Annotated in this window: 20 protein-coding genes and 3 tRNA genes; 15 read left to right on the top strand and 8 right to left on the bottom strand. The window is 44.6% G+C overall.

Translation table 11 applies throughout. From position 1 onward, the window contains the following. The first annotated feature begins 314 nt into the window (after positions 1-314). Positions 315-1,694, top strand: coding sequence for a cysteine--tRNA ligase (gene cysS / locus JMA39_RS08915; RefSeq protein ID WP_202721528.1), 1,380 nt, complete (start codon positions 315-317; stop codon positions 1,692-1,694). A gap of 89 nt (positions 1,695-1,783) precedes the next feature. Here the strand turns inward: cysS and folD are convergent, their stop codons facing one another. Next, the gene (gene folD / locus JMA39_RS08910) at positions 1,784-2,638 is read right to left on the bottom strand and encodes a bifunctional methylenetetrahydrofolate dehydrogenase/methenyltetrahydrofolate cyclohydrolase FolD (protein WP_202721527.1); all 855 of its coding nucleotides are present in this window, start codon (positions 2,636-2,638) and stop codon (positions 1,784-1,786) included. A gap of 463 nt (positions 2,639-3,101) precedes the next feature. On the opposite strand from folD, the gene JMA39_RS08905 reads away from it, so the two are divergent. From JMA39_RS08905 to JMA39_RS08865, 9 genes are all read left to right on the top strand, one after another. Next, positions 3,102-3,178, top strand: a tRNA-Pro gene (locus JMA39_RS08905). A gap of 62 nt (positions 3,179-3,240) precedes the next feature. After that, positions 3,241-3,317, top strand: a tRNA-Arg gene (locus tag JMA39_RS08900). Positions 3,318-3,325: 8 nt separating this feature from the next. Next, positions 3,326-3,401, top strand: a tRNA-His gene (locus JMA39_RS08895). A gap of 256 nt (positions 3,402-3,657) precedes the next feature. Further along, positions 3,658-4,962, top strand: coding sequence for a trigger factor (gene tig, locus JMA39_RS08890; RefSeq protein WP_202721526.1), 1,305 nt, complete (start codon positions 3,658-3,660; stop codon positions 4,960-4,962). 89 nt (positions 4,963-5,051) lie between these two features. Then, positions 5,052-5,663 carry an ATP-dependent Clp endopeptidase proteolytic subunit ClpP gene (gene clpP / locus JMA39_RS08885; protein WP_012155907.1) on the top strand — a complete coding sequence of 204 codons (612 nt, stop codon included), beginning with the start codon at positions 5,052-5,054 and terminating at the stop codon, positions 5,661-5,663. 84 nt (positions 5,664-5,747) lie between these two features. After that, positions 5,748-7,025 (top strand): ATP-dependent protease ATP-binding subunit ClpX, encoded by a 1,278-nt coding sequence (gene clpX, locus JMA39_RS08880; RefSeq protein WP_202721525.1) that lies wholly within the window; start codon positions 5,748-5,750, stop codon positions 7,023-7,025. Positions 7,026-7,174: 149 nt separating this feature from the next. Next, a complete protein-coding gene (gene lon / locus JMA39_RS08875) occupies positions 7,175-9,520 on the top strand; it encodes an endopeptidase La (protein ID WP_202721524.1) in 2,346 nt (781 codons plus the stop codon). A 269-nt stretch (positions 9,521-9,789) separates the two neighbouring features. Further along, positions 9,790-10,062, top strand: coding sequence for a nucleoid-associated protein HU-beta (hupB, locus tag JMA39_RS08870; protein ID WP_012155904.1), 273 nt, complete (start codon positions 9,790-9,792; stop codon positions 10,060-10,062). A 214-nt stretch (positions 10,063-10,276) separates the two neighbouring features. Then, positions 10,277-12,142 (top strand): SurA N-terminal domain-containing protein, encoded by a 1,866-nt coding sequence (locus JMA39_RS08865; protein WP_202721523.1) that lies wholly within the window; start codon positions 10,277-10,279, stop codon positions 12,140-12,142. 535 nt (positions 12,143-12,677) lie between these two features. Here the strand turns inward: JMA39_RS08865 and fabV are convergent. The 7 genes from fabV to pspF all read right to left on the bottom strand — a co-directional run bounded on the left by fabV (position 12,678) and on the right by pspF (position 20,558). Further along, the gene (gene fabV / locus JMA39_RS08860) at positions 12,678-13,880 is read right to left on the bottom strand and encodes an enoyl-ACP reductase FabV (protein ID WP_202721522.1); all 1,203 of its coding nucleotides are present in this window, start codon (positions 13,878-13,880) and stop codon (positions 12,678-12,680) included. A gap of 222 nt (positions 13,881-14,102) precedes the next feature. Further along, a complete protein-coding gene (locus tag JMA39_RS08855) occupies positions 14,103-14,888 on the bottom strand; it encodes a peptide ABC transporter ATP-binding protein (protein WP_202721521.1) in 786 nt (261 codons plus the stop codon). Next, entirely contained in the window at positions 14,869-15,876 is a 1,008-nt protein-coding gene (locus JMA39_RS08850; RefSeq protein WP_202721520.1) for a peptide ABC transporter ATP-binding protein, read from the bottom strand. The genes JMA39_RS08855 and JMA39_RS08850 overlap by 20 nt, the downstream gene beginning before the upstream one ends. 4 nt (positions 15,877-15,880) lie before the next feature. Further along, positions 15,881-16,771, bottom strand: a complete 891-nt coding sequence (locus JMA39_RS08845) for an ABC transporter permease subunit (protein ID WP_202721519.1) — start codon at positions 16,769-16,771, stop codon at positions 15,881-15,883. Beyond that, positions 16,758-17,789, bottom strand: a complete 1,032-nt coding sequence (locus JMA39_RS08840) for an ABC transporter permease (protein WP_202721518.1) — start codon at positions 17,787-17,789, stop codon at positions 16,758-16,760. Before JMA39_RS08840 ends, JMA39_RS08845 begins: the two co-directional genes overlap by 14 nt. Continuing rightward, entirely contained in the window at positions 17,789-19,417 is a 1,629-nt protein-coding gene (locus tag JMA39_RS08835; protein WP_202721517.1) for an ABC transporter substrate-binding protein, read from the bottom strand. Before JMA39_RS08835 ends, JMA39_RS08840 begins: the two co-directional genes overlap by 1 nt. Before the next feature lie 64 nt (positions 19,418-19,481). Beyond that, positions 19,482-20,558, bottom strand: a complete 1,077-nt coding sequence (gene pspF, locus JMA39_RS08830; protein ID WP_202721516.1) for a phage shock protein operon transcriptional activator — start codon at positions 20,556-20,558, stop codon at positions 19,482-19,484. A 177-nt stretch (positions 20,559-20,735) separates the two neighbouring features. On the opposite strand from pspF, the gene pspA reads away from it, so the two are divergent. The 5 genes from pspA (at position 20,736) to JMA39_RS08805 (ending at position 24,766) form a co-directional block, all read left to right on the top strand. After that, on the top strand, positions 20,736-21,413 hold the full coding sequence (pspA, locus tag JMA39_RS08825) for a phage shock protein PspA (RefSeq protein ID WP_202721515.1): 678 nt from the start codon (positions 20,736-20,738) through the stop codon (positions 21,411-21,413). Between the two features lie 22 nt (positions 21,414-21,435). Then, on the top strand, positions 21,436-21,669 hold the full coding sequence (gene pspB / locus JMA39_RS08820; protein ID WP_202721514.1) for an envelope stress response membrane protein PspB: 234 nt from the start codon (positions 21,436-21,438) through the stop codon (positions 21,667-21,669). A gap of 62 nt (positions 21,670-21,731) precedes the next feature. After that, positions 21,732-22,124: an envelope stress response membrane protein PspC gene (gene pspC, locus JMA39_RS08815; RefSeq protein ID WP_202721513.1), complete on the top strand. Its 393-nt coding sequence runs from the start codon at positions 21,732-21,734 to the stop codon at positions 22,122-22,124. A 75-nt stretch (positions 22,125-22,199) separates the two neighbouring features. Continuing rightward, the gene (locus JMA39_RS08810; protein ID WP_202721512.1) at positions 22,200-23,645 is read left to right on the top strand and encodes a YcjX family GTP-binding protein; all 1,446 of its coding nucleotides are present in this window, start codon (positions 22,200-22,202) and stop codon (positions 23,643-23,645) included. A 20-nt stretch (positions 23,646-23,665) separates the two neighbouring features. Beyond that, the gene (locus JMA39_RS08805; protein ID WP_202721511.1) at positions 23,666-24,766 is read left to right on the top strand and encodes a TIGR01620 family protein; all 1,101 of its coding nucleotides are present in this window, start codon (positions 23,666-23,668) and stop codon (positions 24,764-24,766) included. Positions 24,767-24,917: the final 151 nt, after the last annotated feature.

Here is a 24,917-nt window from a genome sequence, read left to right as displayed (position 1 = left end):
AACTCTCGTAATTTAACTTAACGTAAATAATGGCTGGATTCTAACGTAATTGCTTAATTGCATAAAGCATAGAGTGTTTACAGCTAACAAATATCGCCTTTTATGATAGCTGGATTACAGTTTTGCAGTGATTCACAGGATTATGGCTTAAGTTATCGTAACTAATAATCCGCTTGAGATCGCAATCTAGCCCAGTTGCAGCATATCTGTGCACCTTTGCAGACTTTAGCTAAGAAAACAGCTTGGAACAGCGACTTTTGCAGTGGTAGACTGGATAACTAATTTTTAATTCTAGCCGTTGAAGAGAATAATCAATGTTGAAGCTTTACAATAGTCTGACCCGCCAAAAAGAGCAGTTTGTGCCACTACAACCAGGAAAGGTTGGCATGTATGTGTGTGGGGTGACCATCTATGATTTATGTCATATTGGCCACGGACGCACTTTTGTATCTTTCGACATGATTGTTAGATACCTAAGATACAGCGGATACGACGTTAATTTTCAACGTAATATCACCGACGTCGACGATAAAATCATTAAGCGTGCTAATGAGAACAAAGAGAGCTGTGATTCATTAACTGAGCGCTTGATTGCCGAAATGCACAAAGATTTTGATGCATTGAATATGGCGCGTCCTGATAATGAGCCTCGTGCAACTATGCATATGCCTGAGATCATCGATATGGTTGAAAGACTTATCGAACGTGATCATGCCTATGTCGCTGCAAATGGTGACGTACTGTTTAGTGTATCGTCATTCCCTGAGTATGGTCGCTTGTCTGGTCAAAACCTTGAGCAGCTGCAAGCGGGTGCTCGTGTAGAAGTTGAAGACACTAAGCGTGATCCAATGGACTTTGTTCTTTGGAAGATGTCTAAGCCGGGCGAACCGACTTGGGAGTCACCTTGGGGGCCGGGTCGTCCAGGTTGGCATATCGAGTGTTCAGCAATGAACAGCAAGCATTTAGGGATCCATTTTGATATCCATGGCGGTGGCAGCGATCTGCAGTTCCCGCACCATGAAAATGAAATTGCTCAGTCTTGCTGTGCTCATGACACGCCGTATGTGAACTACTGGATGCATACTGGTATGGTGATGGTTGATAAAGAGAAGATGTCGAAGTCTTTGAACAACTTCTTCACTATCCGTGATGTACTTAATCATTACGATGCCGCGACTGTACGTTACTTCCTGTTATCGGGTCATTACCGTAGCCAGCTAAACTATTCAGAAGACAACCTAAAGCAAGCTAAGGCAGCATTAGAGCGTATTTACACGGCGCTAAAAGACTTAGACCTAAGCGTTGAAGCTGCACCAGCCGAAGAGTTTGTGGCTAAATTTAAGACGGCAATGGATGACGACTTTAATACGCCTGAAGCTTATTCGGTATTGTTTGATATGGTGCGTGAGATTAACCGCCTAAAAGCAACCGATATGGCCAAAGCTTCTGCTTTAGGTGTCGCGCTAAAAGAGCTAGCAGATGTGTTAGGTATTTTAGGCCAAGACGTTGATACCTTCTTTAAAGGTGAGGGCAGTGACGATGAAGTGGCTGAGATTGAAGCGCTGATCGCTGAACGTAATCGCGCTCGTGCTGAAAAAGACTGGCCTGCAGCCGATGTTGCGCGTGATGGTCTTAACGCCTTAGGTGTGATTTTAGAAGATGGTCCAGAAGGGACTACTTGGCGTAAGAAGTAATTCTTACATTTAAGTATAAAAAAGCCTGCTTATGCAGGCTTTTTTTATTATCTAGCTCTGGATACTTTGCTAGAACCTAGAACCTTGTTTTAATCGTGATACTGCTCGCAGGCATAGAGGGTATTTTCTAACAGGCTTGCAATGGTCATAGGCCCAACACCACCAGGGACTGGCGTGATAAAGCTTGCCCGCTCGGCCGCATCATCAAACTGTACATCGCCAACAAGCTTACCGCTTTCTAAACGGTTTATACCTACATCGATTACGATAGCACCTGGCTTGATCCAGTCTCCAGGAATGAAACCTGGCTTACCTACGGCAACGATGACGAGATCGGCTTGTCTTACTTTCTCTTCAAGGTTGCGAGTAAAGCGATGGCAAGTGGTGGTAGTGCAACCTGCTAATAGCAGCTCTAGCGACATTGGGCGACCGACGATGTTTGATGCGCCAACGACAACGGCATCTAAACCAAAGGTATCAACGCCAGTAGACTTTATAAGTGTCATGATCCCCATTGGCGTGCAAGAGCGCAGAACCGGAATGCGCTGAGCTAGACGGCCAACATTATAAGGGTGGAAACCGTCGACATCTTTGTCTGGACGGATACGCTCAATGACTTTTGACTCTTCGATATGCTCAGGTAGTGGCAGTTGAACTAATATACCGTCGATACTCGGATCTTCGTTACATTCATCAATCAATGATAAGAGTGCGTCTTCAGAAGTGCTGCTATCTAAATCATAAGAGCGAGAGATAAAGCCGACCTCTTCACAGGCTTTACGTTTACTGCCTACATAAACTTGTGACGCCGGATCGGCTCCAACAAGAATTACGGCTAAACCTGGGACTCTTTTTCCTGCCTCTTTGCGGGCGGTAACTTTGTCTTTGAGTTGCGTTCGAATGGACTGCGCTATAGCTTTACCATCGATGTTTTGGGCTGTCATTGGGGTAGGTGTCCTTTATACGGCGCGATAATGGAAAACGGCGACATTTTAACAGGACGGGTTAAAGGTGTCATTGATTTAGACTGTTAACAAACAATTCTAATATACGGATAATAACTTACAGCTTTTCTTGCTAACAAAAACGATTGCTCTATATAAAGAGTCTATGCCGAGAAGTTAATTATTAAAGTTGGCTATATAAGAAATATATGTGGAGTCAGCGGTTTATTTCGACTATATGGCTATCTTTGCTAGTTAATTCTCCAAAAAGGTTAAAACTAAATCTAACGGGCTGTTAAATAGCCAGCTGAACATCTTTTTTGAAAAAAGGCGTTGACGATTTTTAGAAGAGGGGATACTATGCGCTCCGTTCTCAACGAGCAGCAACGAGTTGTCCTTGAGAGCCAGAAACAGTAAAGGTTATCCCAACGTGAAAACGTACTTTACAATAGGTTTCAAGTTTCGGTGATTAGCGCAGCCCGGTAGCGCATCTGGTTTGGGACCAGAGGGTCAGAGGTTCGAATCCTCTATCACCGACCATATTTAAACTAACGTGAAACGTTAGTTGCCCAGTTCAGGAAATGAATTTATTTCATTACCGAGCGCCCGTAGCTCAGTTGGATAGAGCACCCGCCTTCTAAGCGGGTGGCCGCAGGTTCGAATCCTGCCGGGCGTACCATTTTTGTGGTGATTGTAGCTCAGTTGGTAGAGTCCCGGATTGTGATTCCGGTTGTCGTGGGTTCGAACCCCATCAGTCACCCCACTCTTTCTGTAAAGAAGTTGAAAAAGCGACCCTAGGTCGCTTTTTTTACACCTGTAAATCACGCTTTGAGGCTCGACTCTGGCGCATTCCATAGCTATAATGTCGCGTCTTGATAATTATCAACTAAAAGATACCTGTGCCGATCGTCAGTATTTATGGGCATTCTGGTGAAATTTACGGATCAAGAAACGAATACCTGAATAGTTGATTTTTCGACTATTGCAAAGGACGATAGACATATTTTCGAGGTAAAAAAATGCAAGTTTCTGTAGAAACCACACAAGGCCTAGAGCGTCGCCTAACAATTTCTGTACCTGCTGAGCAGATCGAAAACACTGTTAAAGAAGCATTAAAAAGCGAAGCTAAGCGTGCTCGTATCCCAGGTTTCCGCCCAGGAAAAGTACCTGTAAGCGTTATCAATAAGCGTTATGGAAAAGCTATTCGTCAAGACATCATGGGTGAAGTGATGCAGCGTAACTTCGTTGAAGCAATCATTGCTGAGAAGTTAAACCCTGCTGGCGCACCAACATTGACTCCAGGTTCAACCGAAGGCGAGAGCTTTGAGTTTGTTGCGACTTTTGAAATCTACCCAGAAGTAGAGCTAAAGGGTCTTGAGTCAATCACTGTTGAACAGCCAACTGCTGAAGTAACTGAAGCAGATGTTGATTCTATGATTGAAACGCTACGTAACCAACATGCGACTTTCGAAGTTGCAGACCGCGCAGCGGCTGAAGGCGACAAAGCTAAGATCAACTTCGTTGGTTCAATCGACGGTGAAGAGTTCGAAGGTGGCAAAGCTGAAGATTTCGAACTTCAACTAGGTAGCGGCCGTATGATCCCAGGTTTCGAGTCTGGTGTTGAAGGTCACAAAGCGGGTGAAGAGTTCAATATCGAAGTGACTTTCCCTGAAGATTACCACGCTGAAAACTTAAAGGGTAAAGTAGCAACTTTCGCTATCACTCTTAAAGAAGTTCAAGCGGCTAACCTTCCAGAAGTTAACGACGAGTTCGCTACACTATTCGGTATTACCGAAGGTGGCATCGACGCACTACGCGGCGAGATCAGCAAGAACATGAGCCGTGAACTTGAGCAAGCGCTTAAAGCTAACGTTAAAGAGCAAGTTCTTAACGGTCTTGTTGAGCAAAACGAAATCGATTTGCCAAAAGCACTAATCGACGGTGAAGTAGAAGTATTGCGTAAGCAAGCTATGCAACGTTTCGGCAACCAAGCTGCAAACATGCCTGAGCTACCAGCTGACCTATTCACTGAGCAAGCTGAGCGTCGCGTTAAAGTAGGCCTACTACTTGGCGAAGTTATCAAGACTAACGAGCTAAAAGCTGAAGACGAGCGTGTTCAAGGTTTGATCGCTTCTATGGCTTCTGCATACGAAGATCCAAGTGAAGTTGTAGCTTACTACAATGGTAACGAAGAGCTAATGCAGAACATGCGTAACGTTGCTCTAGAAGAGCAAGCGGTTGAAGCTTTGTTGAAAACTGCAACTTTGACTGAAAAAGCAGTCAACTTTGAAGAATTTATGAACAAGGCTACAGGTCGCGCGTAACCATCGCTTGACTTAAATGGCTATTAGCCATTTATAATGGCTCGTATGAGGTTCCTCATGCGGGCCATTTTTATTTAGGGAAGTTAATCATGCACAAAGCGCCAGAATCAGTACTTAACGCACTCGTTCCTATGGTTGTCGAACAGACGGCTAAAGGTGAACGTTCATATGATATTTATTCTCGCCTTTTGAAAGAGCGAGTGATCTTTCTCGTTGGCCAAGTTGAAGAACATATGGCTAACCTTATCGTTGCTCAGTTACTGTTTTTGGAGTCAGAGAGCCCAGATAAGGATATCTACCTATACATTAACTCGCCAGGTGGCAGCGTAACCGCTGGTATGGCGATCTATGACACGATGCAGTTTATTAAACCAAACGTCAGCACTGTGTGTATTGGTCAAGCGGCGAGCATGGGCGCATTTTTGTTAGCAGGCGGTGCAGAAGGTAAACGTCATTGCTTACCAAACTCTAGAGTGATGATCCATCAGCCTTTAGGTGGCTTCCAAGGTCAAGCATCAGATATCGCTATTCATGCTCAAGAGATCTTAGGTATTAAGAATAAGCTAAACACTATGCTAGCAGAGCATACTGGTCAGCCTCTTGAAGTGATTGAACGTGATACAGACCGTGATAACTTCATGAGTGCGACAGAAGCTGCTGAATACGGGTTAGTCGATTCCGTGATAGCAAAACGAGGCTGATTTTTACTTCGCTCTGAGCTATGCTCAAATATGAAGTAATGAAAAGATTTACGCAGTAGAATTACTGCAAACAGAGGTAGAGTAATGGGTGAAGACAAAGGTAACGGTGACGGCGGAAAACTGCTGTACTGCTCTTTTTGTGGCAAGAGCCAGCATGAAGTAAGAAAACTCATCGCTGGGCCTTCTGTATATGTTTGTGATGAGTGTGTTGAACTCTGCAATGACATTATCAGAGAAGAAATTAAAGAGATTTCACCAAAGCAAGAGCAAGACAAGTTGCCTACGCCTCATGAGCTAAGAGCACACTTGGATGATTATGTTATCGGTCAAGACAAGGCGAAGAAAGTCCTTTCTGTTGCGGTTTATAATCATTATAAGCGCCTTAGAAATGCCAGCCCTAAAGATGGCGTTGAATTAGGCAAGAGTAATATTTTACTTATTGGTCCGACTGGTAGTGGTAAAACGTTACTAGCAGAGACCCTAGCGCGCGTTCTTGATGTGCCATTTACGATGGCCGATGCGACCACGTTAACCGAAGCGGGTTACGTTGGTGAAGATGTTGAGAACATCATTCAGAAGCTACTGCAAAAGTGCGATTACGATGTCGATAAAGCGCAGCGCGGTATCGTGTATATTGATGAGATCGATAAAATCAGTCGTAAGTCTGACAATCCATCAATCACTCGCGATGTCTCGGGTGAGGGCGTACAGCAAGCACTATTGAAGCTTATTGAGGGTACGATTGCAGCGGTTCCGCCACAAGGTGGGCGTAAACATCCACAGCAGGAGTTCTTGCAAGTTGACACTTCTAAGATCTTGTTCGTCTGTGGTGGTGCATTCGCAGGGCTTGAAAAAGTCATTGAGCAGCGTGCTCATGTGGGCACTGGTATTGGTTTCGGTGCTGAAGTCAAAGGCGAAGCCGATAAGAAGACTATTTCTGACACGCTACTGCAAGTCGAGCCAGAAGATTTAGTTAAATTTGGTCTTATCCCTGAGTTTATTGGCCGTCTACCAGTATTGGCAACGCTTGCCGAGCTGGATGATGAAGCGCTGATTCAGATTCTGTCACAACCGAAGAATGCGATTACTAAGCAGTATGCCGCACTATTCGAGATGGAAGGCGTTGAGCTTGAGTTTAGAGAAGATGCACTTAAGGCGATTGCCCTTAAGGCACAAACTCGTAAGACGGGTGCTCGTGGCCTTCGTTCAATCGTTGAGGGGATCTTACTTGATATCATGTACGATCTGCCTTCGACGGACGATGTGGCTAAAGTGGTTATCGACGAGTCAGTGGTTAAAGGCGAGTCTAGCCCAATCCTGATCTACGCGAATAACGAAGCACAAACCGCAACAGCCGAATAAAATTTTTACTACAATCGTGTAGTGAGTTTAAAAAGGAGCCTATTTGGCTCCTTTTTTATACACTTTTTTAAATAATTTTTTTTCGCCATTGAAACCTATCTAATCATCCCAATATACTCATAAGTAATCATAAAAAACGGAATCGAGCTATGACCCTAGAGCGTGATGCGCGAATCGAACTACCCGTACTACCACTAAGAGATGTGGTGGTCTATCCCCACATGGTAATTCCGTTATTCGTCGGTCGAGAAAAATCTATTCGTTGCTTAGAAAAAGCGATGGATCAAGGTAAACAAATTATTTTAGTCGCCCAGCGTGATGCTGAGCTAGACGACCCAACAAGCGATGACATTTTTGATGTCGGCACCGTTGCATCAATCTTACAGCTACTAAAGCTGCCTGATGGCACGGTAAAGGTGTTAGTCGAAGGTGGACAACGTGTCTGCATCGATAGTTATTCAGAGCAGGAAGAGATCTTCCAAGCAACTGCGCATTACCTCGAGTCAGAGCCTTTATCAGAGAAAGAAGAGGAAGTCCTCATTCGTTCTGCTGTTGGTCAGTTTGAAGGTTACATCAAGCTAAATAAGAAGATCCCACCAGAGGTACTGACCTCTCTATCTGGGATTGACGAAGCTGCAAGACTTGCCGACACCATGGCTGCACATATGCCACTTAAGCTAGAAGACAAACAGTCTGTGCTTGAGATGGTCAATGTTAGCGAGCGCATCGAATACTTAATGGCAATGATGGAAGCGGAGATTGACCTACTACAGGTTGAGAAACGTATTCGTAGCCGTGTTAAGAAGCAGATGGAAAAGAGTCAGCGCGAGTACTATTTGAATGAGCAGATGAAAGCTATTCAAAAAGAGCTTGGTGATATTGATGAATCTCATGATGAATTCGAAAGCTTAGCGAAGAAGATCGAAGAGGCGCAGATGCCTACTGAGGCGAAAGAAAAGGCCTCTGCTGAGCTGAACAAATTAAAGATGATGTCACCTATGTCTGCCGAAGCGACAGTGGTGAGAAGTTACGTAGAGTGGATGGTATCAGTACCTTGGCACAAGCGTTCTAAAATCAAGCGTGATTTAGCTAAGGCGCAGGACGTACTCGATACCGATCACTTCGGTCTTGAAAAAGTTAAAGAACGCATTCTTGAGTACCTAGCGGTTCAAAGCCGAGTCAAGCAGCTTAAGGGACCGATCCTTTGTTTAGTTGGACCTCCAGGTGTGGGTAAGACTTCTCTGGGTCAGTCAATCGCAAAGGCTACGGGTCGTAAGTATGTTCGTGTTGCTCTAGGCGGCGTACGTGATGAGGCGGAGATCCGTGGTCACCGTCGTACTTATATTGGCTCTATGCCGGGCAAGGTCATTCAGAAAATGTCTAAAGTTGGGGTTAAGAACCCACTATTCCTACTGGATGAAATCGACAAGATGAGTAGTGACATGCGTGGCGATCCCGCTTCGGCATTGCTTGAGGTATTAGATCCTGAGCAAAACTCAGCATTTAGCGATCATTACATGGAGGTCGATTACGATCTATCTGATGTTATGTTTGTGGCAACCTCAAACTCGATGAATATTCCTGGTCCGTTACTAGACCGTATGGAAGTGATCCGTTTATCTGGTTATACCGAAGATGAGAAGCTCAATATTGCCAAGCAACATTTATTGCCAAAGCAGATTGAGCGTAACGGCCTAAAAGCAAAAGAAGTGACTGTTGATGATAGCGCCATCATTGGCATTATTCGTTATTACACTCGTGAAGCGGGCGTACGTGCGCTTGAGCGTGAACTATCGAAGATTTGCCGTAAGGTGGTTAAACAGATCCTGCTTGATAAGAGTATTAAGCATGTTGAAGTTAACCAAGATAACCTCAAATCTTTCTTAGGTGTGCAGCGTTGTGACTACGGTAAGGCTGAGTCTAATAACCAAATCGGTCAAGTTACCGGTCTGGCATGGACAGAGGTCGGTGGCGACTTGCTGACTATCGAGGCAACATCTGTACCAGGTAAAGGCAAGCTGACCTATACCGGCTCACTTGGCGATGTGATGCAAGAGTCGATTCAAGCGGCGATGACGGTTGTACGTGCACGCGCTGAGCAGCTTGGTATTAACCCTGATTTCTATGAGAAGCGCGATATTCATGTACACGTACCAGAAGGCGCAACACCAAAAGATGGTCCATCTGCGGGTGCGGCAATGTGTACTGCACTTGTTTCAAGCTTAACGGGTAATCCGGTTCGCGCCGATGTGGCGATGACGGGTGAAATTACCCTGCGTGGTGAAGTTTTACCGATTGGTGGATTGAAAGAAAAACTATTGGCCGCACATCGTGGCGGTACGAAAGTTGTTCTAATTCCAAAAGAAAATGAGCGTGATTTGGAAGAAATTCCACAAAACGTCATTGCTGATCTAAAAATTCACCCAGTGAAATGGGTAGACGAAGTATTGAAATTGGCGCTTGAGCGACCAGTTGAAGGCTTCGAAGTAGTTTAAAACGTGGACTAATGCAATAAAATGCAGGATAGCTCTAAAAAAACAGTAAAAAAGGGCTTACCAAAGTTTGAAGCTGTGGTAGCCTAAGTCTGTGGAGAGTCAGTCGCTCCAGCCCTTGGAGTGACTGGTTTTGAGTAGTATCCTAATTTATTTCTTTGGTTTTCCTATAAGGCTTGAACTTTGGTTCTAAGCTTGTTATAAAAAGCCTCCGCAGACCGCTCTAGACAAGGATTTGGGTGCGGCGCACAAATTACATTCAAGGGGATGACATGAACAAATCTGAACTAATCGAGAAAATCGCTTCTGGTGCTGACATTTCTAAAGCTGCTGCTGGCCGCGCATTAGACTCTTTCATTGGCGCAGTTACTGAAGGCCTAAAAGAAGGCGATAAGATTGCTCTTGTTGGTTTCGGTACTTTCGAAGTGCGTCAACGTGCAGAGCGCACTGGTCGTAACCCACAGACGGGTAAAGAGATCAAAATCGCTGCAGCAAATATTCCAGCATTTAAAGCTGGTAAAGCTCTAAAAGACGCTGTTAACTAAGAAAGTTAGCAATGCAGCCTTTGTAAGGCTATTGTAAGAAGGCACTGCTTGGCAGTGCTTTTTACAAATAGAGAGGGCATTAATTGAGGTAACCCTTAATTTTGTCAGCAGGAGCCTGAAGATATTAATTTTCATCTCCTTTAAATTACAAAAAGGCGCATCCAAACAGTGATGCGCCTTTTTATTTTATCAATCGCAACCAGCGAGAAGTCTGATGTTAGAAAAGATTCGCGAAGGCTCACAAGGTGTCATTGCAAAAGGCATTCTAATCCTTGTGATACTTTCATTTGCATTTACAGGTGTGAGTAGTTATTTAGGTTCTTCAACTGAGGTTGCTGCTGCTACCGTAAATGGTGAAGAGATCAGCAACTCTGCTTTAGAACAAGCCTATCAAAATGAGCGTAGCCGCTTAGAGCAACAGTTAGGCGATATGTTTGCTACATTGGCTGCCGATGACAACTATATGCAGAGTGTTAAGCAAAGCGTATTAGAGCGTTTAGTGGCCGAAAAGTTACTTGACCAAAACGCCGCAGAGCTTGGATTGCGCGTATCTGACGCGCAGGTTATCGCTGCAATCAAGGCTGAGCCAGCATTCCAAACTGATGGCCACTTTGATAATGACCGTTATCAGGCTATCTTGCGTCAGTTAGGCTATCAAGCGAACTCTTTCCGTGACATGATGCGTACCGATATGACCCGCCGTCAGCTTGTTGCGACCCTAGTAGGTTCTGAATTCGTTCTTCCTGGTGAAGCCAAGTATTTGGCTGATATTCAAGGTCAGACCCGTGATATCGACTACAAGGTTATTGATGCGACTCCGTTCCTTGCTGACATTAGCGTTACTGATGAGCAGATCAAAACTTATTACGACTCTAATCTAGACCAATTTATTCGTCCAGAAGTGGTTAGTCTTGACTACATCGAGCTTGATGCAAACAAGTTAGCTAAAGATGTAAAAGTGACCGATGCTGAAGCGCAAGCTTACTACGACGAGCACAAAGCTAATTACACACAAGCTGAGAAGCGCTTAGCTGCGCATATCCTCGTTCAAGCTGGTGACGATGACGCCGCGGCTAAAGCAAAAGCAGAAGCCATCTATAAGCAACTTCAAGACGGTGCTGATTTTGCGGAAGTCGCTAAGACTGAATCTGAAGATACCTTTAGCGGTGAGCAGGGGGGACAACTAGATTGGTTTGAAGCGGGCGTTATGGAGCCTGAGTTCGACACTGCACTGTTTGCGCTTAATAAGGGTGAATACTCAAATGTGGTGAAAACTAACTTCGGTTACCACATCATTAAGGCTCTTGATATTCAAGCCGGTGCTCAAGCGCCATTTGCTGATGTTAAAGAAAAAATCGTTGCTCAGCTTCAAGATAAGCAAGCTGTAGATAAGTTCTACGAGCTACAGCAAGTTCTTGCTGATACCAGCTACGAAGTGCCTGATACGCTATCTGAAGCGGCCAAAGACTTAGGCGTTGATGTTAAGACTACGGTTGAGTTCACTCGCGCTAATCCACCAGAGCTGTTCCAAAATCCTGAGCTACTAAAAGAAGCGTTTTCTTCTAACGTATTGCTTGATGGTATGAACAGTGATGTATTAGAAGTTGCGCCTAACCACGTTGTTGTGATCCGTGTTAACACCCATAAGGCTGCTGGCACGATGGAGCTAGCTGACGTTCGTAATGCGATTGCTAATCGCTTAAAGCAAGAGCAGGCTAATGAAGCTGCACGTAAGCAAGCACAAGAAGCGATGACTGCAGTAGAAGCTTCAGGTGTGACCGCTGACTATCTAGTTAAAGATAAGCTTGCACGTTTTGAGCAAGATATTGATAGCGCGATTGTGAATAAAGCCTTTGCTATGGCTCAGCCTGCAGGTAAGCCTTCTGTTGATACTGTAGCGCTAGCAAACGGATATGCTGTTGTCGTATTGAAGCAAGTTAATCCAGCTGAAGGCGTTGATGCAAGTCTTCTAGATGCACTTAAGCAGCGTTTAAGCTCTCAATACAGTGAAAACGATTACCGCGCCGTGATCGCTTCTCTAAAAGCTAAGGGTGAAGTACTTTACCCTGTTGCTGAGTAAGAGCTACTGAGTTAGCACTGCTGAGTCAGTGCGACTGAATAAATAGAAGTTAGTCTCATATGAGGCATAAAAAAACCGGCTAAGGCCGGTTTTTTTTATGGGGGAAAAGAGGCGCCTAAAACTTTTTAGTTAGTCGGGCTCAAGGGCACATGACTCATCACCAAGCGTTTCGCTTGCACAAAGGCCACGACGTAGAGTAAAAAAGTAAAGCTATTATTATATTGCCGATGTTTTCTTCGTGTAGCGCAGCGCTCTGTGTCATTAGTGGTGTATCGCATTGGCTTTTACTTTAGAACTTATTTACCACGAAGCGCTCCGCTTTCACGAAGAACACGAAAGCAGAGATAAAAGCTTACTGCTTTTCTTGCGGTCCTCGCTGTTCTTCCTGATGAATCAGTATTAAATTTCTACGACTCTCAGTGGTAGGCCTGACGACAAAGCTAGCTAGGCACGCGGTGGGAGTGATGGAGCAATAAAAAACGCCGCAATATAATATTGCGGCGTTTTCATATTTGGCCAAGCTAGCTGTTGATGATTAGATTGAAACTACATCAAACTCAACATGTGGATTCACATCGGCATCATAATCGATACCTTCGATACCGAAACCGAACAGTTTCAGGAACTCTTCTTTATATTCGCGGTAATCGGTTAGCTCAGAAAGGTTCTCTGTGGTGACTTGTGGCCACATATCACGGCAATGTTGCTGGATCTCTTCACGAAGTTCCCAGTCATCTAAACGTAGGCGGTTTGAATCATCAACATCTGCCGCAGTGCCATCAGCCTTATATAGACGCTCGCTAAACATACGGTTAATCTGCTCGATACAACCTTCATGTAGGCCTTCTTCGCGCATCTTCTTAAATACCATGGCGATATAAAGTGGCATTACCGGGATAGCAGAGCTTGCTTGGGTCACTACACTCTTAAGTACAGCAACGTTAGCACTACCGCCTGTTGCTGAAAGCTTAGCATCTAACGCATGAGCAGCACGGTCTAAGTCCATCTTGGCTTTACCAAGAGCACCATGCCAGTAGATAGGCCAAGTTAGCTCGGTACCAATGTAGCTGTAAGCAACGGTTTTACAGTTGTCGCTTAGCACACCAGCTTCAGACAGGGCTTGCATCCACAGTTCCCAATCTTCGCCACCCATTACGGTAACGGTATCGGCAATTTCTTGTTCAGTAGCAGGCTCAACTGTAGCTTCGATGATGATGTCTTTATTGGTGTCTACAGCCGTAGCTGTGTAAGTTTCACCGATAGGCTTTAGTGAAGAACGCACAAGCTCACCACTGTCAGGCATTTTACGCACTGGTGATGCTAATGAGTAAACCACCATATCCACTTGACCTAGATCTTGCTTAATAAGCTCAATCGCTTTTTGCTTTGCTTCGTGGCTGAATGCATCGCAGTTGATGCTTTTAGAGTAAAGGCCTTCTGCTTTAGCAAACTTGTCGAATGCTGCTGAGTTGTACCAGCCAGCTGTGCCAGGCTTAGTTTCGGTACTTGGCTTTTCAAAAAACACACCTAACGTGGCGGCATCGCAACCAAAAGCTGCAGTAATGCGTGAAGAAAGACCGTATCCACTCGATGAGCCAATGACTAATACCTTCTTAGGGCCGTTAGCGATTTTACCTTTAGCTTTGGTAAAGTTGATTTGCTCAAGAACATTAGCTTCACAGCCAACAGGATGGGTCGTAGTACAAATAAAACCACGGATTCTAGGTTTGATGATCATATTTTTTGATTCTCTTAAAAAATTGTCTCTAGGATAATTAAACCGACATCAAATGGCACTCGTTTTTCTTAAAAATCGGCTTTTTTAGCAGTGGTTGGAGCAGTTTACTTGTTAACAAGCTTAAACCTAGTTCAACTATGCTCTTCACTCGTTGCAATCAATGGACTTGCCTCAAAAGCGATATACTCTCGCTGAGCGATCAAACCTTTATATTGACTGGTATTACTTCTTACGTGTAAACAAACTTTGCTCTTGGATTAACCTTTGTGTGTACTCATGTTGAGGCTGGTTAAATAGTTGCTCTGTCGTAGCCTTCTCAACCATGACCCCTTTTTTCAGTACCATAATTTTATCGCTTACATGGCGGATGATATTCATATTATGGGATACAAAAATATAAGACAGTCCCATATCTTGCTGCAATTCAAGCAGTAGATTAAGAATTTGCGACCTAACCGAGAGATCTAGAGCGGTTAAAGCCTCATCGGCAATGATGATTTTAGGATCAAGCATCAAGGCGCGAGCCACTGCAACGCGCTGTTTCTGCCCTTCAGAGATCATATGAGGATAGAAGTCTGCGTGCTCCGGCAACAGGCCAACTTTTCTCAGCTTATCGATGACTTGAGCCTTTCGTTCGCTGCTGTCTAAATTGGTATTAAACTTCAAAGGTTCATCTAATAGCTCACCAATGGTCAACCTTGGGTTGAGTGAGGTATTCGGATCTTGGAAAATCATTCGAATCAGACGACAGCGTTGCTTAAGATCATGTTTATCTAAAGGTTCACCTTCAAAGAAGATCTCGCCGCCACTTCTAATCTCTGCGCCCACCAAAATACGAGCTATGGTGGTTTTTCCAGAACCTGCTTCGCCCACGATCGCTAGGGTTTCACCGCGGTTTAGCTCAAATGACACTGGCGATAAGGCGTGGTTATATTGGCGCTTAAAGCGTTTATAGCCTGCGTAATAGCTTTTACTGAGATCATTAACTTTAAGAAGTGGTATCGTCATTACATGGCTCACTGTGATAAGGGAAATGACAGGCAAAATAGCGGTCTTTTTTGTGACACAAGCTGGGTTTGCTAACACAGCGCTTTTGCGCCTGTGGACAGCGTGGACCAAGACGACAGCCGATAGGCAGATGCTGCAGCGCTGGGGCAGAGCCTGGTAAGGTTTGCATCATCGATTTATGCGCAAGGGCACCTGAATAGTCAGGCATATTATCCAGTAGGGCTTTGGTATATGGATGAAACGGTTGCTCCAGCACTTCGACAGTCGGGCCTGACTCCATAACCTGACCACTGTATAAGACCGTGAGTCGATCACACCATCCGGACAAGGTATCTAGCTCGTGACTAATAAGAAGAATAGATACATTGTGTAGTTGATTGAGCTTACTCAGTAATCTAAATATCTGTGCTTGAGTGCTGAGCTCCATTGAATCTGTTGGCTCATCGGCAATTAACAAACGTGGCTGATTGGCAATCGCCATCGCAATCATCACTTTCTGACATTCACCTGCCGAGAGCTCCCATGCATAACTGCTCATAACCTCTTCAGTATTTTTAATGCCCACTTTATGTAGCCATTTCTGTGCGGTAGCTTTACGTGCCTTATTGCGTTTCCAGAAGGAGACTTGCTTATCTTTTGGCATGGCTTCAATAAGTTGACTACCCACCGAGATCGCCGGATCTAAGCTGCCTGTCGGATCTTGGAAAATAACCGCAATCTCACTACCCATTAAATTACGTCGCTGCTTAGCCGACATATCCATCAGGTTCAGGCCATCCCACATCATGCGGTCGGCGGTAATTGTCCAGTTATGGCCAGGAACACCTAAAATGGCGCGCGCCAGTAGGGTACGGCCTGAGCCAGACTCTCCCACAAGGCCATGCAACTCACCGGGGTTAATGGTTAAGCTGACACGCTCCAAAGCTTTGACTCGCCCGTGGGGCGTATCGAGTTCGATGGTAAGATTTCGAATATCGAGTAATGGCATAATATTAGTTTCTGATGGGCGATAACGCCGATCTCAATCCGTCACCAACTAAGTTGATAGCCAATACGCTACATAATATGGCGACACCTGGAATCGTTACCGTCCAGGGGGCGGTCAATAAGTTATCGAGTCCTTGTGACACCATTGCTCCCCATTCTGGGCTAGGAGCCTGAGCACCAAGGTTTAAAAATCCTAGAGCGGCAATATCCAAAATGGCGGCAGAGATAGCGAGTGTGGTTTGAATAATCACGGTTTCCCAAACGTTAGGCATAATGACGTACCAGAAGATCTGTATCGAGTTGGCACCGTCGAGTTTTGCCGCAGTCACATAATCTTTTTGTAGTTCTTCATGTACCGCTTGATGAATGGCTCTGACAAATTGCGGAGTCAATGCGATACCTACAGCCCAAAATACATTATCTAGGCCTGGCCCCATGACGGCGACGACTAAAATGGCTAACAATAATGATGGGATCGATAATAAAGCGTCGAGTAAGTGACTCAATATCGAGGACTTAAGGCCTTTCATCATGCCGGAAATCGAACCAATGATAAAACCGACCACTAATGAGGCCAGTACGATTCCCAGTGCCATACCAAAAGTTAAGTGAGCACCGTGAAGCAGGCGACTGAAGATATCTCTGCCTAAATCATCGGTGCCAAGGAAGTGTTCAACCGTACCGCTAGCATCCCAAGATGGCGGTAGCAAAAGTGCTAATGGATCTTGTTGCTCTGGTGAGTACGGGGCTATCCAAGGACCAAAAATCGCAAGCGTTAGCATGCAACAAACCGCCCAAAGGCCCATGAGTGCGAAAGGGTTGTCGGAAAACGCCTGCCATACTTTTTGTGTCGGAGATAGAATATGGTCTTCTTGGTAAATTCTAATTCGCGGCATAGAGCTCTTTCCTGCTTAGCGGATTATACGCATTATGTATGACTTCAATTAAGATACTCAGGAATATAATGGTTAATGCTACCCCTAATACACCACCTTGAATAACCGTGTAATCACGCTGATAAATGCCTGATACTAACCAACTCCCCACACCTGGCCATGAAAATATCACCTCAACAATCATGGCATAACTGGCAAAGGTACCTAACATTAGGCCCATATTTTTTAAAACTGGGATCAGCGCATTTGGCAGCGCATGACGCAACACGATTGTGCTGGTATGCAAGCCTCTAGCTTCAGCGGCTTTAATATATGGTTGCTCCATGATGTTTAGCATAGCCGCACGTGTGATACGTACAACGACAGTAAAAGGCAGCACAGCCAAAGTTATCGAGGGTAAGATGATATGAAACAGTGCATCTTTAAACGCTGAGAACCGATAGACCGATTCCCAAAGTATGGTATCGGTAAGCATAAAACCTGTTACAGGTTCAACTTCGTAGAGCTGGTTAAGTCTCCCTGAAACCGGAAGCCAGCCAAGTTTAACTCCGAACCATAAAGACAATGTTAGCCCAAGCCAAAAAACAGGAATGGAGTAGCCAGTTAAGGTTATCGCCATAATACTGTGTTGGGTAACCTTGTTTTTACTCAAAGACGCAAACACCCCCAGTGGTACTCCGAGCAGCACAGCAATTAAACCTGATACGATGGCTAACTCAAATGAAGCCGGAAGCGCTTGGGTTAACTCTTCAATAACGGGGCGTTGAGATGTAATCGATACACCTAAGTCGCCGCTTAACCGGGCTTTAGCATAGGCGAAGAACTGTTCCAGTTGGTTACCATTTAACTGGTAAGTCGTTTCAATATTTTGAAGTTGCTCAGCAGTTGGCTCGGTTATGCCCGTCAAGGCAACAACCTTACTCGTTGGAAAATAACTCGTCGTAATGAACAAAACGGCTATCAAGACAAAACTTGTAGCCAAAAACAGATTTAATCTGCGAAGAAGATAACGACCCATTATTGCGCTTCCTCTACTGTAATTTTCTTAGCACGTTCAAATGAGATCCCACCAAAAGGCGTAAGCTGAGTTTGTTTAATATCTTTACTCTTAAAAGTAAGCTGTGTGGCGTGGGCAAAAGGCATCATAGGAACATGCTCGATAAACAGAGACTCGGCTTGTTGATACAGGGCTTTTCGCTCCAACTCAGATGTTGTTGCTTTAGCCTGAGCTAAGATCCTGTCCATCTCAAGGTTGCACCACTGGGCACGGTTACTCGATGAATTAAGTGCATCGCAACTTATCATAGGCGAGAAAAAGTTATCGGGATCACTGTTATCGGCATTCCAACCGATCAATACCGAATCATAATCATTACGACTGAGCTTTTGGTTAAATACACTCCAATCATAGGTGATGATGTTGACCTCCACCCCTATGTTCGCCAAATCAGCTTGGATAAGCTCGGCAGTTTTAAGGGCGTTGGGGTTATAAATACGCGCCACAGGCATCGCCCAAATATCGATACTTAAGTTCTCGATGCCTGCTTCATCTAATAATTCCCGTGCTTTTTCTGGGTTATATTGATAGCTGCTCTCGTTGTATTGATAAGCCCAAGATTGCGGTGGTAGCATGCCTGTCGCTGCAATTGCAGTCTGTTGATATACCGCGCGCAGAATATTTTGCTTATCAACCGCATAGGCTAATGCTTGACGTACTCTTACATCGTCGAAAGGTTTCTTCTTGGTATTGAAGGCCCAAAATGCAACGTTGAACCCCAGCTGAGTGTCCAGCTCTAGGTTGGGATGCTGCTTGATAACGGGCAACTCGCCAGCCTTTGGCAGTGCAGATACATTGCAGTCTCCGGTAATTAACTTGGTTAATCTTGCACTACTTTGCGGCGTGATATTAAAGACTAATTGCTCAAATTCAGGAAGAGTACGCCAAAAGTTATCATTGCGGTGGTAGCGAATGAGTTCATTCTTTACGTACTTAACCAACTGAAAGGGGCCCGTGCCGACGGGATCTCTATCCAATAGCTCAGGTGTACCTTGAGCTAACAGATTATCGGCGTACTCTTTAGAGAGAATTACAGAGAATCCGGTTGCCAAGTTAGAAAGGAATGAGGCGTCAGCTTGATTTAAGTGAAATACCACTTCATCATCGGCGATTTTTTCAATTTCAGTGACACTTTGGTCAAAGCCTATACTCTGAAAAAAAGGATAACCCGTTTTAGAGATTGCATGATAGGGGTTATCACTATCGATAATTCGGTTAAAAGAGAACAGCACATCATCGGCGTCAAAGTGACGAGTTGGCGTAAATCGTGGTGTTTGATGAAACTGTACTCCATGGCGCAGCTTAAAGCGGTAGCTTAGGCCGTCCTCTGAGGTTTCCCAAGATGTAGCAAGCGCCGGTACAATTTCACCAGAAACAGGATCGTAATCAACCAGACTGTCGTAGAGTTGTTGCGATGTCGCATCAATCGTGGTTCCAGAGGTCACCAGTTGAGGATTGAAGGTTTCTGGGTTGCCTTCAGAGCAATAGACTAACCCTGCTGGAACTTGCTGTGGGCCACAGGCGGTGAGTAACAAGTTAATCGCAGAGATCCCAGTGATTAACTTTATTCTCTTTAGCAGCTGTTTCATTAAGCCATCATTTTTGAGCTGAACGTTATTAGCTATTTTAACAGTGCCCGCTAGCTAACAGCAATTATTTATCCAGTAAGTTGTATTTCTTTAAGATCCCGCGCAGTTGGTGGTAACTCAGGCCCAGCAGTTCAGCGGTTTTCTTTTGATTGAATTGCCCGGCTTCTAACGCTTGCTTCAAGATGCGTACCTCACCTTGTTCGCAATGGGTTTTAAAGTCGATAGGAAAGCTTAACGAGGCCTCTGTTTGTGGGCTGTTGTTAGCACTCACTTCACTATTACAATCGGCTGCAGTTGGACTTGCATCGGTTGATGGCGCTTGTCGGCGCTCTTTAGTCTTAACGCGTTTTGTCGGGCGATAAGGCGAGGCGAATGGGTCGATAATGATCTGCTCTATCGCTGCATTGGTATCGGCGTTTCGATAGACACTACGCTCGACCACGTTTTTAAGCTCGCGAATATTGCCAGGCCACGGATACTCCATTAACTGCTCGACAGCATTGCTAGTAAAGCCCTCAAACAGCTCAAGTTTTAACTGCCTTGCCATACCTACTGCAAAGTATTCAGCTAACGGCATGATATCTTCAGATCTGTGTCTTAATGGTGGCAGGGTGATCACATCGAAAGCCAGTCTGTCGAGCAGATCCGGTCTAAACTCACCAGCCTCAGCTAAAGAGGGCAGATCTTCGTTTGCGGCGCAGATAAGGCGAACATCTGTTTGCACTGTTTTGCTGCCGCCGACCCGCTCGAACTCACCGTATTCAATCACACGGAGTAACTTCTCTTGAATAAGGCCAGAGGTATTGGCTAGCTCATCTAAAAATAGGGTACCGCCATCGGCACGTTCAAAACGGCCTTCGTGTTTCTTATTGGCTCCGGTAAATGCACCAGCATCATGGCCAAACAGTTCACTTTCTAGTAAGTTTTCACTCAAGGATGAACAATTGAGCTTGATAAAGCTCTGATCCCAGCGCTTAGATAAGTAGTGTAGTCGCTCGGCGATAAGTTCCTTACCTGTGCCGCGCTCACCAATAATTAGTACTGGCTTAGATAAAGGCGCCACTTGTGAAATATGTTCAAGGACTTCCAAAAGAGCATTGGATTGTCCGATAAGATTATCTTGCTGAAATTGATTGCTCACAGTAAGTTTTAGTCTTTCACGCTAATTATTGGTGAAAATAATAATATGATGCTCAGTTTATAAATGAAAGAAAAAGTTAAAAATTTGTTTAAGTGTCTGTATAATAGATAAAAGTTAAAGTTGGCACGGAATATGGATTGTAATTATCGAATCCAACGTTAATTAGAGGAAATCATTATGGGAATCTTTTCACGCTTTGCAGACATCATTAACTCGAATATCAGTGCATTACTAGATAAGGCCGAAGATCCAGAGAAAATGGTTCGTCTGATCATCCAAGAGATGGAAGATACGTTAGTTGAAGTGCGCTCTACCTCTGCAAAAGTTTTAGCTGAGAAAAAAGAGATCATTCGTCGTATCGCTAAAGTGCAAGAGCAGGTACAAGATTGGGAAAGCAAAGCTGAGCTTGCCTTATCCAAAGACCGTGAAGATCTTGCTAAGGCAGCTTTAGTTGAAAAGCAAAAAGCCAACGACCTGGCGCAAAGTCTTGCCGACGAGTTGATTGTGGTTGAAGAGCACATTTTACGTCTAAAAGACGAAGTGAACTTACTGCAAGAGAAACTAGCCGATGCTAAGGCGCGTCAGAAAACCATTATCATGCGTAAGCAGACTGCTTCATCTCGTTTAGAAGTGAAAAAGCAGCTTGATTCTAGCAAGATTGATAATGCGATGAATAAGTTTGAGCAATATGAGCGCCGTGTAGAGAGCCTTGAGTCTCAGGTTGATTCTTATGATTTAGGCAATAAAAAGACGCTTAATGATGAGTTTGCAGCATTAGAAGCTGAAGATTCAGTTAATGCAGAGCTTGAAGCGCTTAAAGCGAAAATGAAGGGAAGCAAAACAAAAGCTAAGTAATAAACGAGATCAGAGGTGAGTTATGGACATGGATATTTTGATGGCCCCAATTATTGTTTTTATGGTAATCGTGGCTCCGATATGGCTGATACTTCATTACCGCAGTAAGCGACAGGTTAGCCAGGGACTTACTGAAGAAGAGTTTAATCAGCTAAATGAACTAATCGCTAAGGCGGATAAGATGTCGCAGCGCATTGAAACCTTAGAAGCCATCTTAGATAGTGAGGCGCCGCAGTGGAGGAGTCGTAATGATTAAATATAATCGACTCACAGTAGGTAAGCGTCACTATTTAATTAATTAACAAGGAGGAAGCAGAGATGAACGAAGGCAATAGAACGTTATATCGAATTCCTCAGTCGGGTAAAATTGCGGGTGTTTGCGCAGGTATTGCAGATTACTTTAATTTTGAGACTTGGCTAGTCAGAGTGTTAGCCGCTTCTATCTTCCTATTAGGTGGCTCGGGGATTGTACTGATTATCTATGTGCTGCTTTGGATGATATTAGATATCAAACCTGGTACAGGAAAGAACGAGTCTTTAAATAAAGAAATTGGACTAAAGAAGAAGGTTTGGCAGTCTGGCGAGCCTGCTAAAATGGCATTAAGGGATGTAAATAGCCAGTTTAGATCGTTAGAGGTGCGTCTACAGAACCTAGAACGTCATGTGACTTCTGATAACTACGATCTTAAAGATCAAATCAACAATCTATAGTCAATCATCTATAGTTCAATGACGGGGCAGGCTATACTGCCCTAGAACTATCTCATACGGGTTTCACTTCATTTTATGGCGAGTCTTAAACAGTCACTTCGAAAACTCGGTAAGAATACTCAAGCCGTTGCGCTAAGAACCACAGATAGAAATTTACGATTAGCGGTCACGGGACTAGCCGGAGCGGGTAAAACAGCTTTTATTACAGGTTTAGTCAATCAGCTGCTTCATTCCGGTATTGCCGAGACAAGCTCACAACTGCCTTTATGGCAAGTTGCTAGAGATGGCAGGCTCTATGGCGTTAAGCGAGATATGCAGCCAGACTTGACCATTCCAAGCTTTAATTATGACGCAGCGATAAAGTCTTTAACCACTGAGCCTAAATCTTGGCCAGTTTCCACCCGTAATATTAGTGAGCTACGACTTGCCATTAAGTACCGTCCAGCAAAAGGCTTGTTAGCTAAAGTCACCGATAGTGCGACCCTGTATTTAGACATCGTCGACTATCCTGGAGAGTGGTTACTGGATCTGCCGATGCTAAAGCTGTCATTTCAGCAGTGGTCTAATGCACAACTCGAGCGAAAATCAGTCTTTGAACGCTCGGAATATTTTAGTGCATTCTCAGTTACGCTAAGTAGCGTAAATCTTGCAAGCCCTGCCGATGAACTTAAGCTGCAAGAGATTGCAGACCTATACCAAAAAGTATTACAAGACTGCGTGAGTCAGCATGGTTTCTATTACGCACAGCCCGGTCGGTTATTATTACCAGGTGAGTTAGATGGCACACCCGTTTTGGCTCTGTTCCCTTTGATTCATATCGGTGATGCAGAGCTTCAAGCACTGGAGCAGTCAGAGTCTAATAGTTTTTATCACACCTTAAAGCGGCGTTATAAAGAGTATGTCAGCCGTGTAGTTAAACCATTCTATCAGGATTACTTTGCAAAGTTTGATCGGCAACTGGTGCTGGTTGATTGTTTTACGCCGCTCAATCGGGGGCGTGCCCAGTTTGATGATATGAAGTCGGCGATTCATGCAGTGATGGAGAGTTTTCACTTCGGCCAATCGAGTCTGCTGAAACGTCTATTTGCACCCAAAATCGACAAGTTACTGTTTGCCGCAAGTAAGGTTGACCATGTGACGCGAGATCAGCAGGGCAATGTATTGTCGCTCCTGACTCAGCTTGTGCATCAGAGTCAACAGTATGCCAAGTTTGAAGGTTGTGAAGTCGAGACTATGGCGATCAGTGCCATTAAATCAACCAGCCACGGCATGGTGAAACAAGATGGCAAAGAAATTGAAGTGGTTCGTGGCTGTGAGCTTGGGCAACGTCAATCTGTGACGCTGTTTCCCGGAGAGGTGCCTAAGTCTCTACCCGCCTCCGATTTTTGGGATAAGCAGGGGTTTGAGTTTATCAATTTTGCCCCCGCTATCAATCAAAATACCCAGCGCAGTAATGCCGATTTTGAACACATACGGTTAGACCATGTGTTGCAGTATCTGCTGGGTGATAAGTTAAAGTGATTTTGAGTAAGTGAGCCGTTATGTCACAAGGTGATAATTCCATTAGAAAGCAGCAGCGATTTGATAGCGATGCTAAAGAGCCTGAATCAAAGCTTGCTCACGGCGTCAGCTTCGAGTCCAAAGTTGAATTTATTGAAACTGAAACAATGGCCGAACCTGAGCTTAACAACCTTGTCGATGAGCATTTTTCTGGTTTTGAACCCGTTGATTTAGAACAAGATAAGCCTGCTATGGGTAAACGCAGTTGGTTAGGCAAATTGTGTTTAGCGGGCGTTACAGTGGTGATTTTAGTAGAAGCCTTTTTAGGGCTACAAGCCGCTTTTATGCAGAGTAGTTGGTTATTCGGCTTATATGCTGGTGTCACGGCATTAGTCATGCTTTGGGCGGGTAAAGTAACCTTTGTGGAGTGGCGTAAGCTTAAAGCGCTTAAGCATGTCGAAGATAGCCAGTCAATCGGTAACCGTTTAGTGCACAGTATGCAGATGGGAGAGGCGGACTCATTTATCGATGGGATTGTTGCTAAGCTGCCAAAAACTACTGAACTGGTCAAATTTGAACAAAGTATCACGCCCGAGCATAACGATGCCGAGAAGTTGATGTTGTTCGACTCCATTGTGTTAACCGAACGAGATTTAGTCGCTAAGAAAATCGTGCGTCGATTCGCTCAGGAGTCGGCACTGCTCCTCGCAGCTAGCCCGCTAGCGGCATTGGATATGGCAATCATTCTTTGGCGCAATCAGAGCATGATTAATAAGCTCGCCGCTTGCTATGGGGTAGAGCTAGGCTATTGGAGCCGAATAAAGCTGATCCGCAGTATTATCGGTAATATTATCTATGCTGGCTCAAGTGAGATAATTACTGACTTAGGCACACAGTTATTGTCGGTTGAGATGTCAGGTAAACTCTCTGCGAGACTCGGTCAAGGCTTAGGGGGCGGACTATTAACCGCACGACTGGGTTATCAAGCCATGGCACTGTGTCGTCCGCTTGAGTTTAATGTGCAGTCTAAACCAAAGTTATCTGGGATCCATAAAGAGTTGCTACTGAGTTTAAAAGAGCTATCGGCGAGCGTGCTGTCTAAAACCGTTAAAGCCGAGAAGAGTAAAGTTTATAAGGACTAATTCTCATTAAAAGCTAAACCGCTTTCGCAGCGGCTCTTTTATGTTTACTCAAGCTAGAGCTAATCACACATAGACTCGTTCAGTAGTCTAGAACAATAGTCTTGTTCATCATAGGCCGCTAGATGCGGCCTAATCATTCGATATCCCCCTC

It is taken from the genome of Shewanella schlegeliana, from assembly GCF_016765635.1.
In the GTDB taxonomy this organism is placed as follows: domain Bacteria; phylum Pseudomonadota; class Gammaproteobacteria; order Enterobacterales; family Shewanellaceae; genus Shewanella; species Shewanella schlegeliana.
This window is presented reverse-complemented; position numbering and strand designations above follow the sequence as displayed.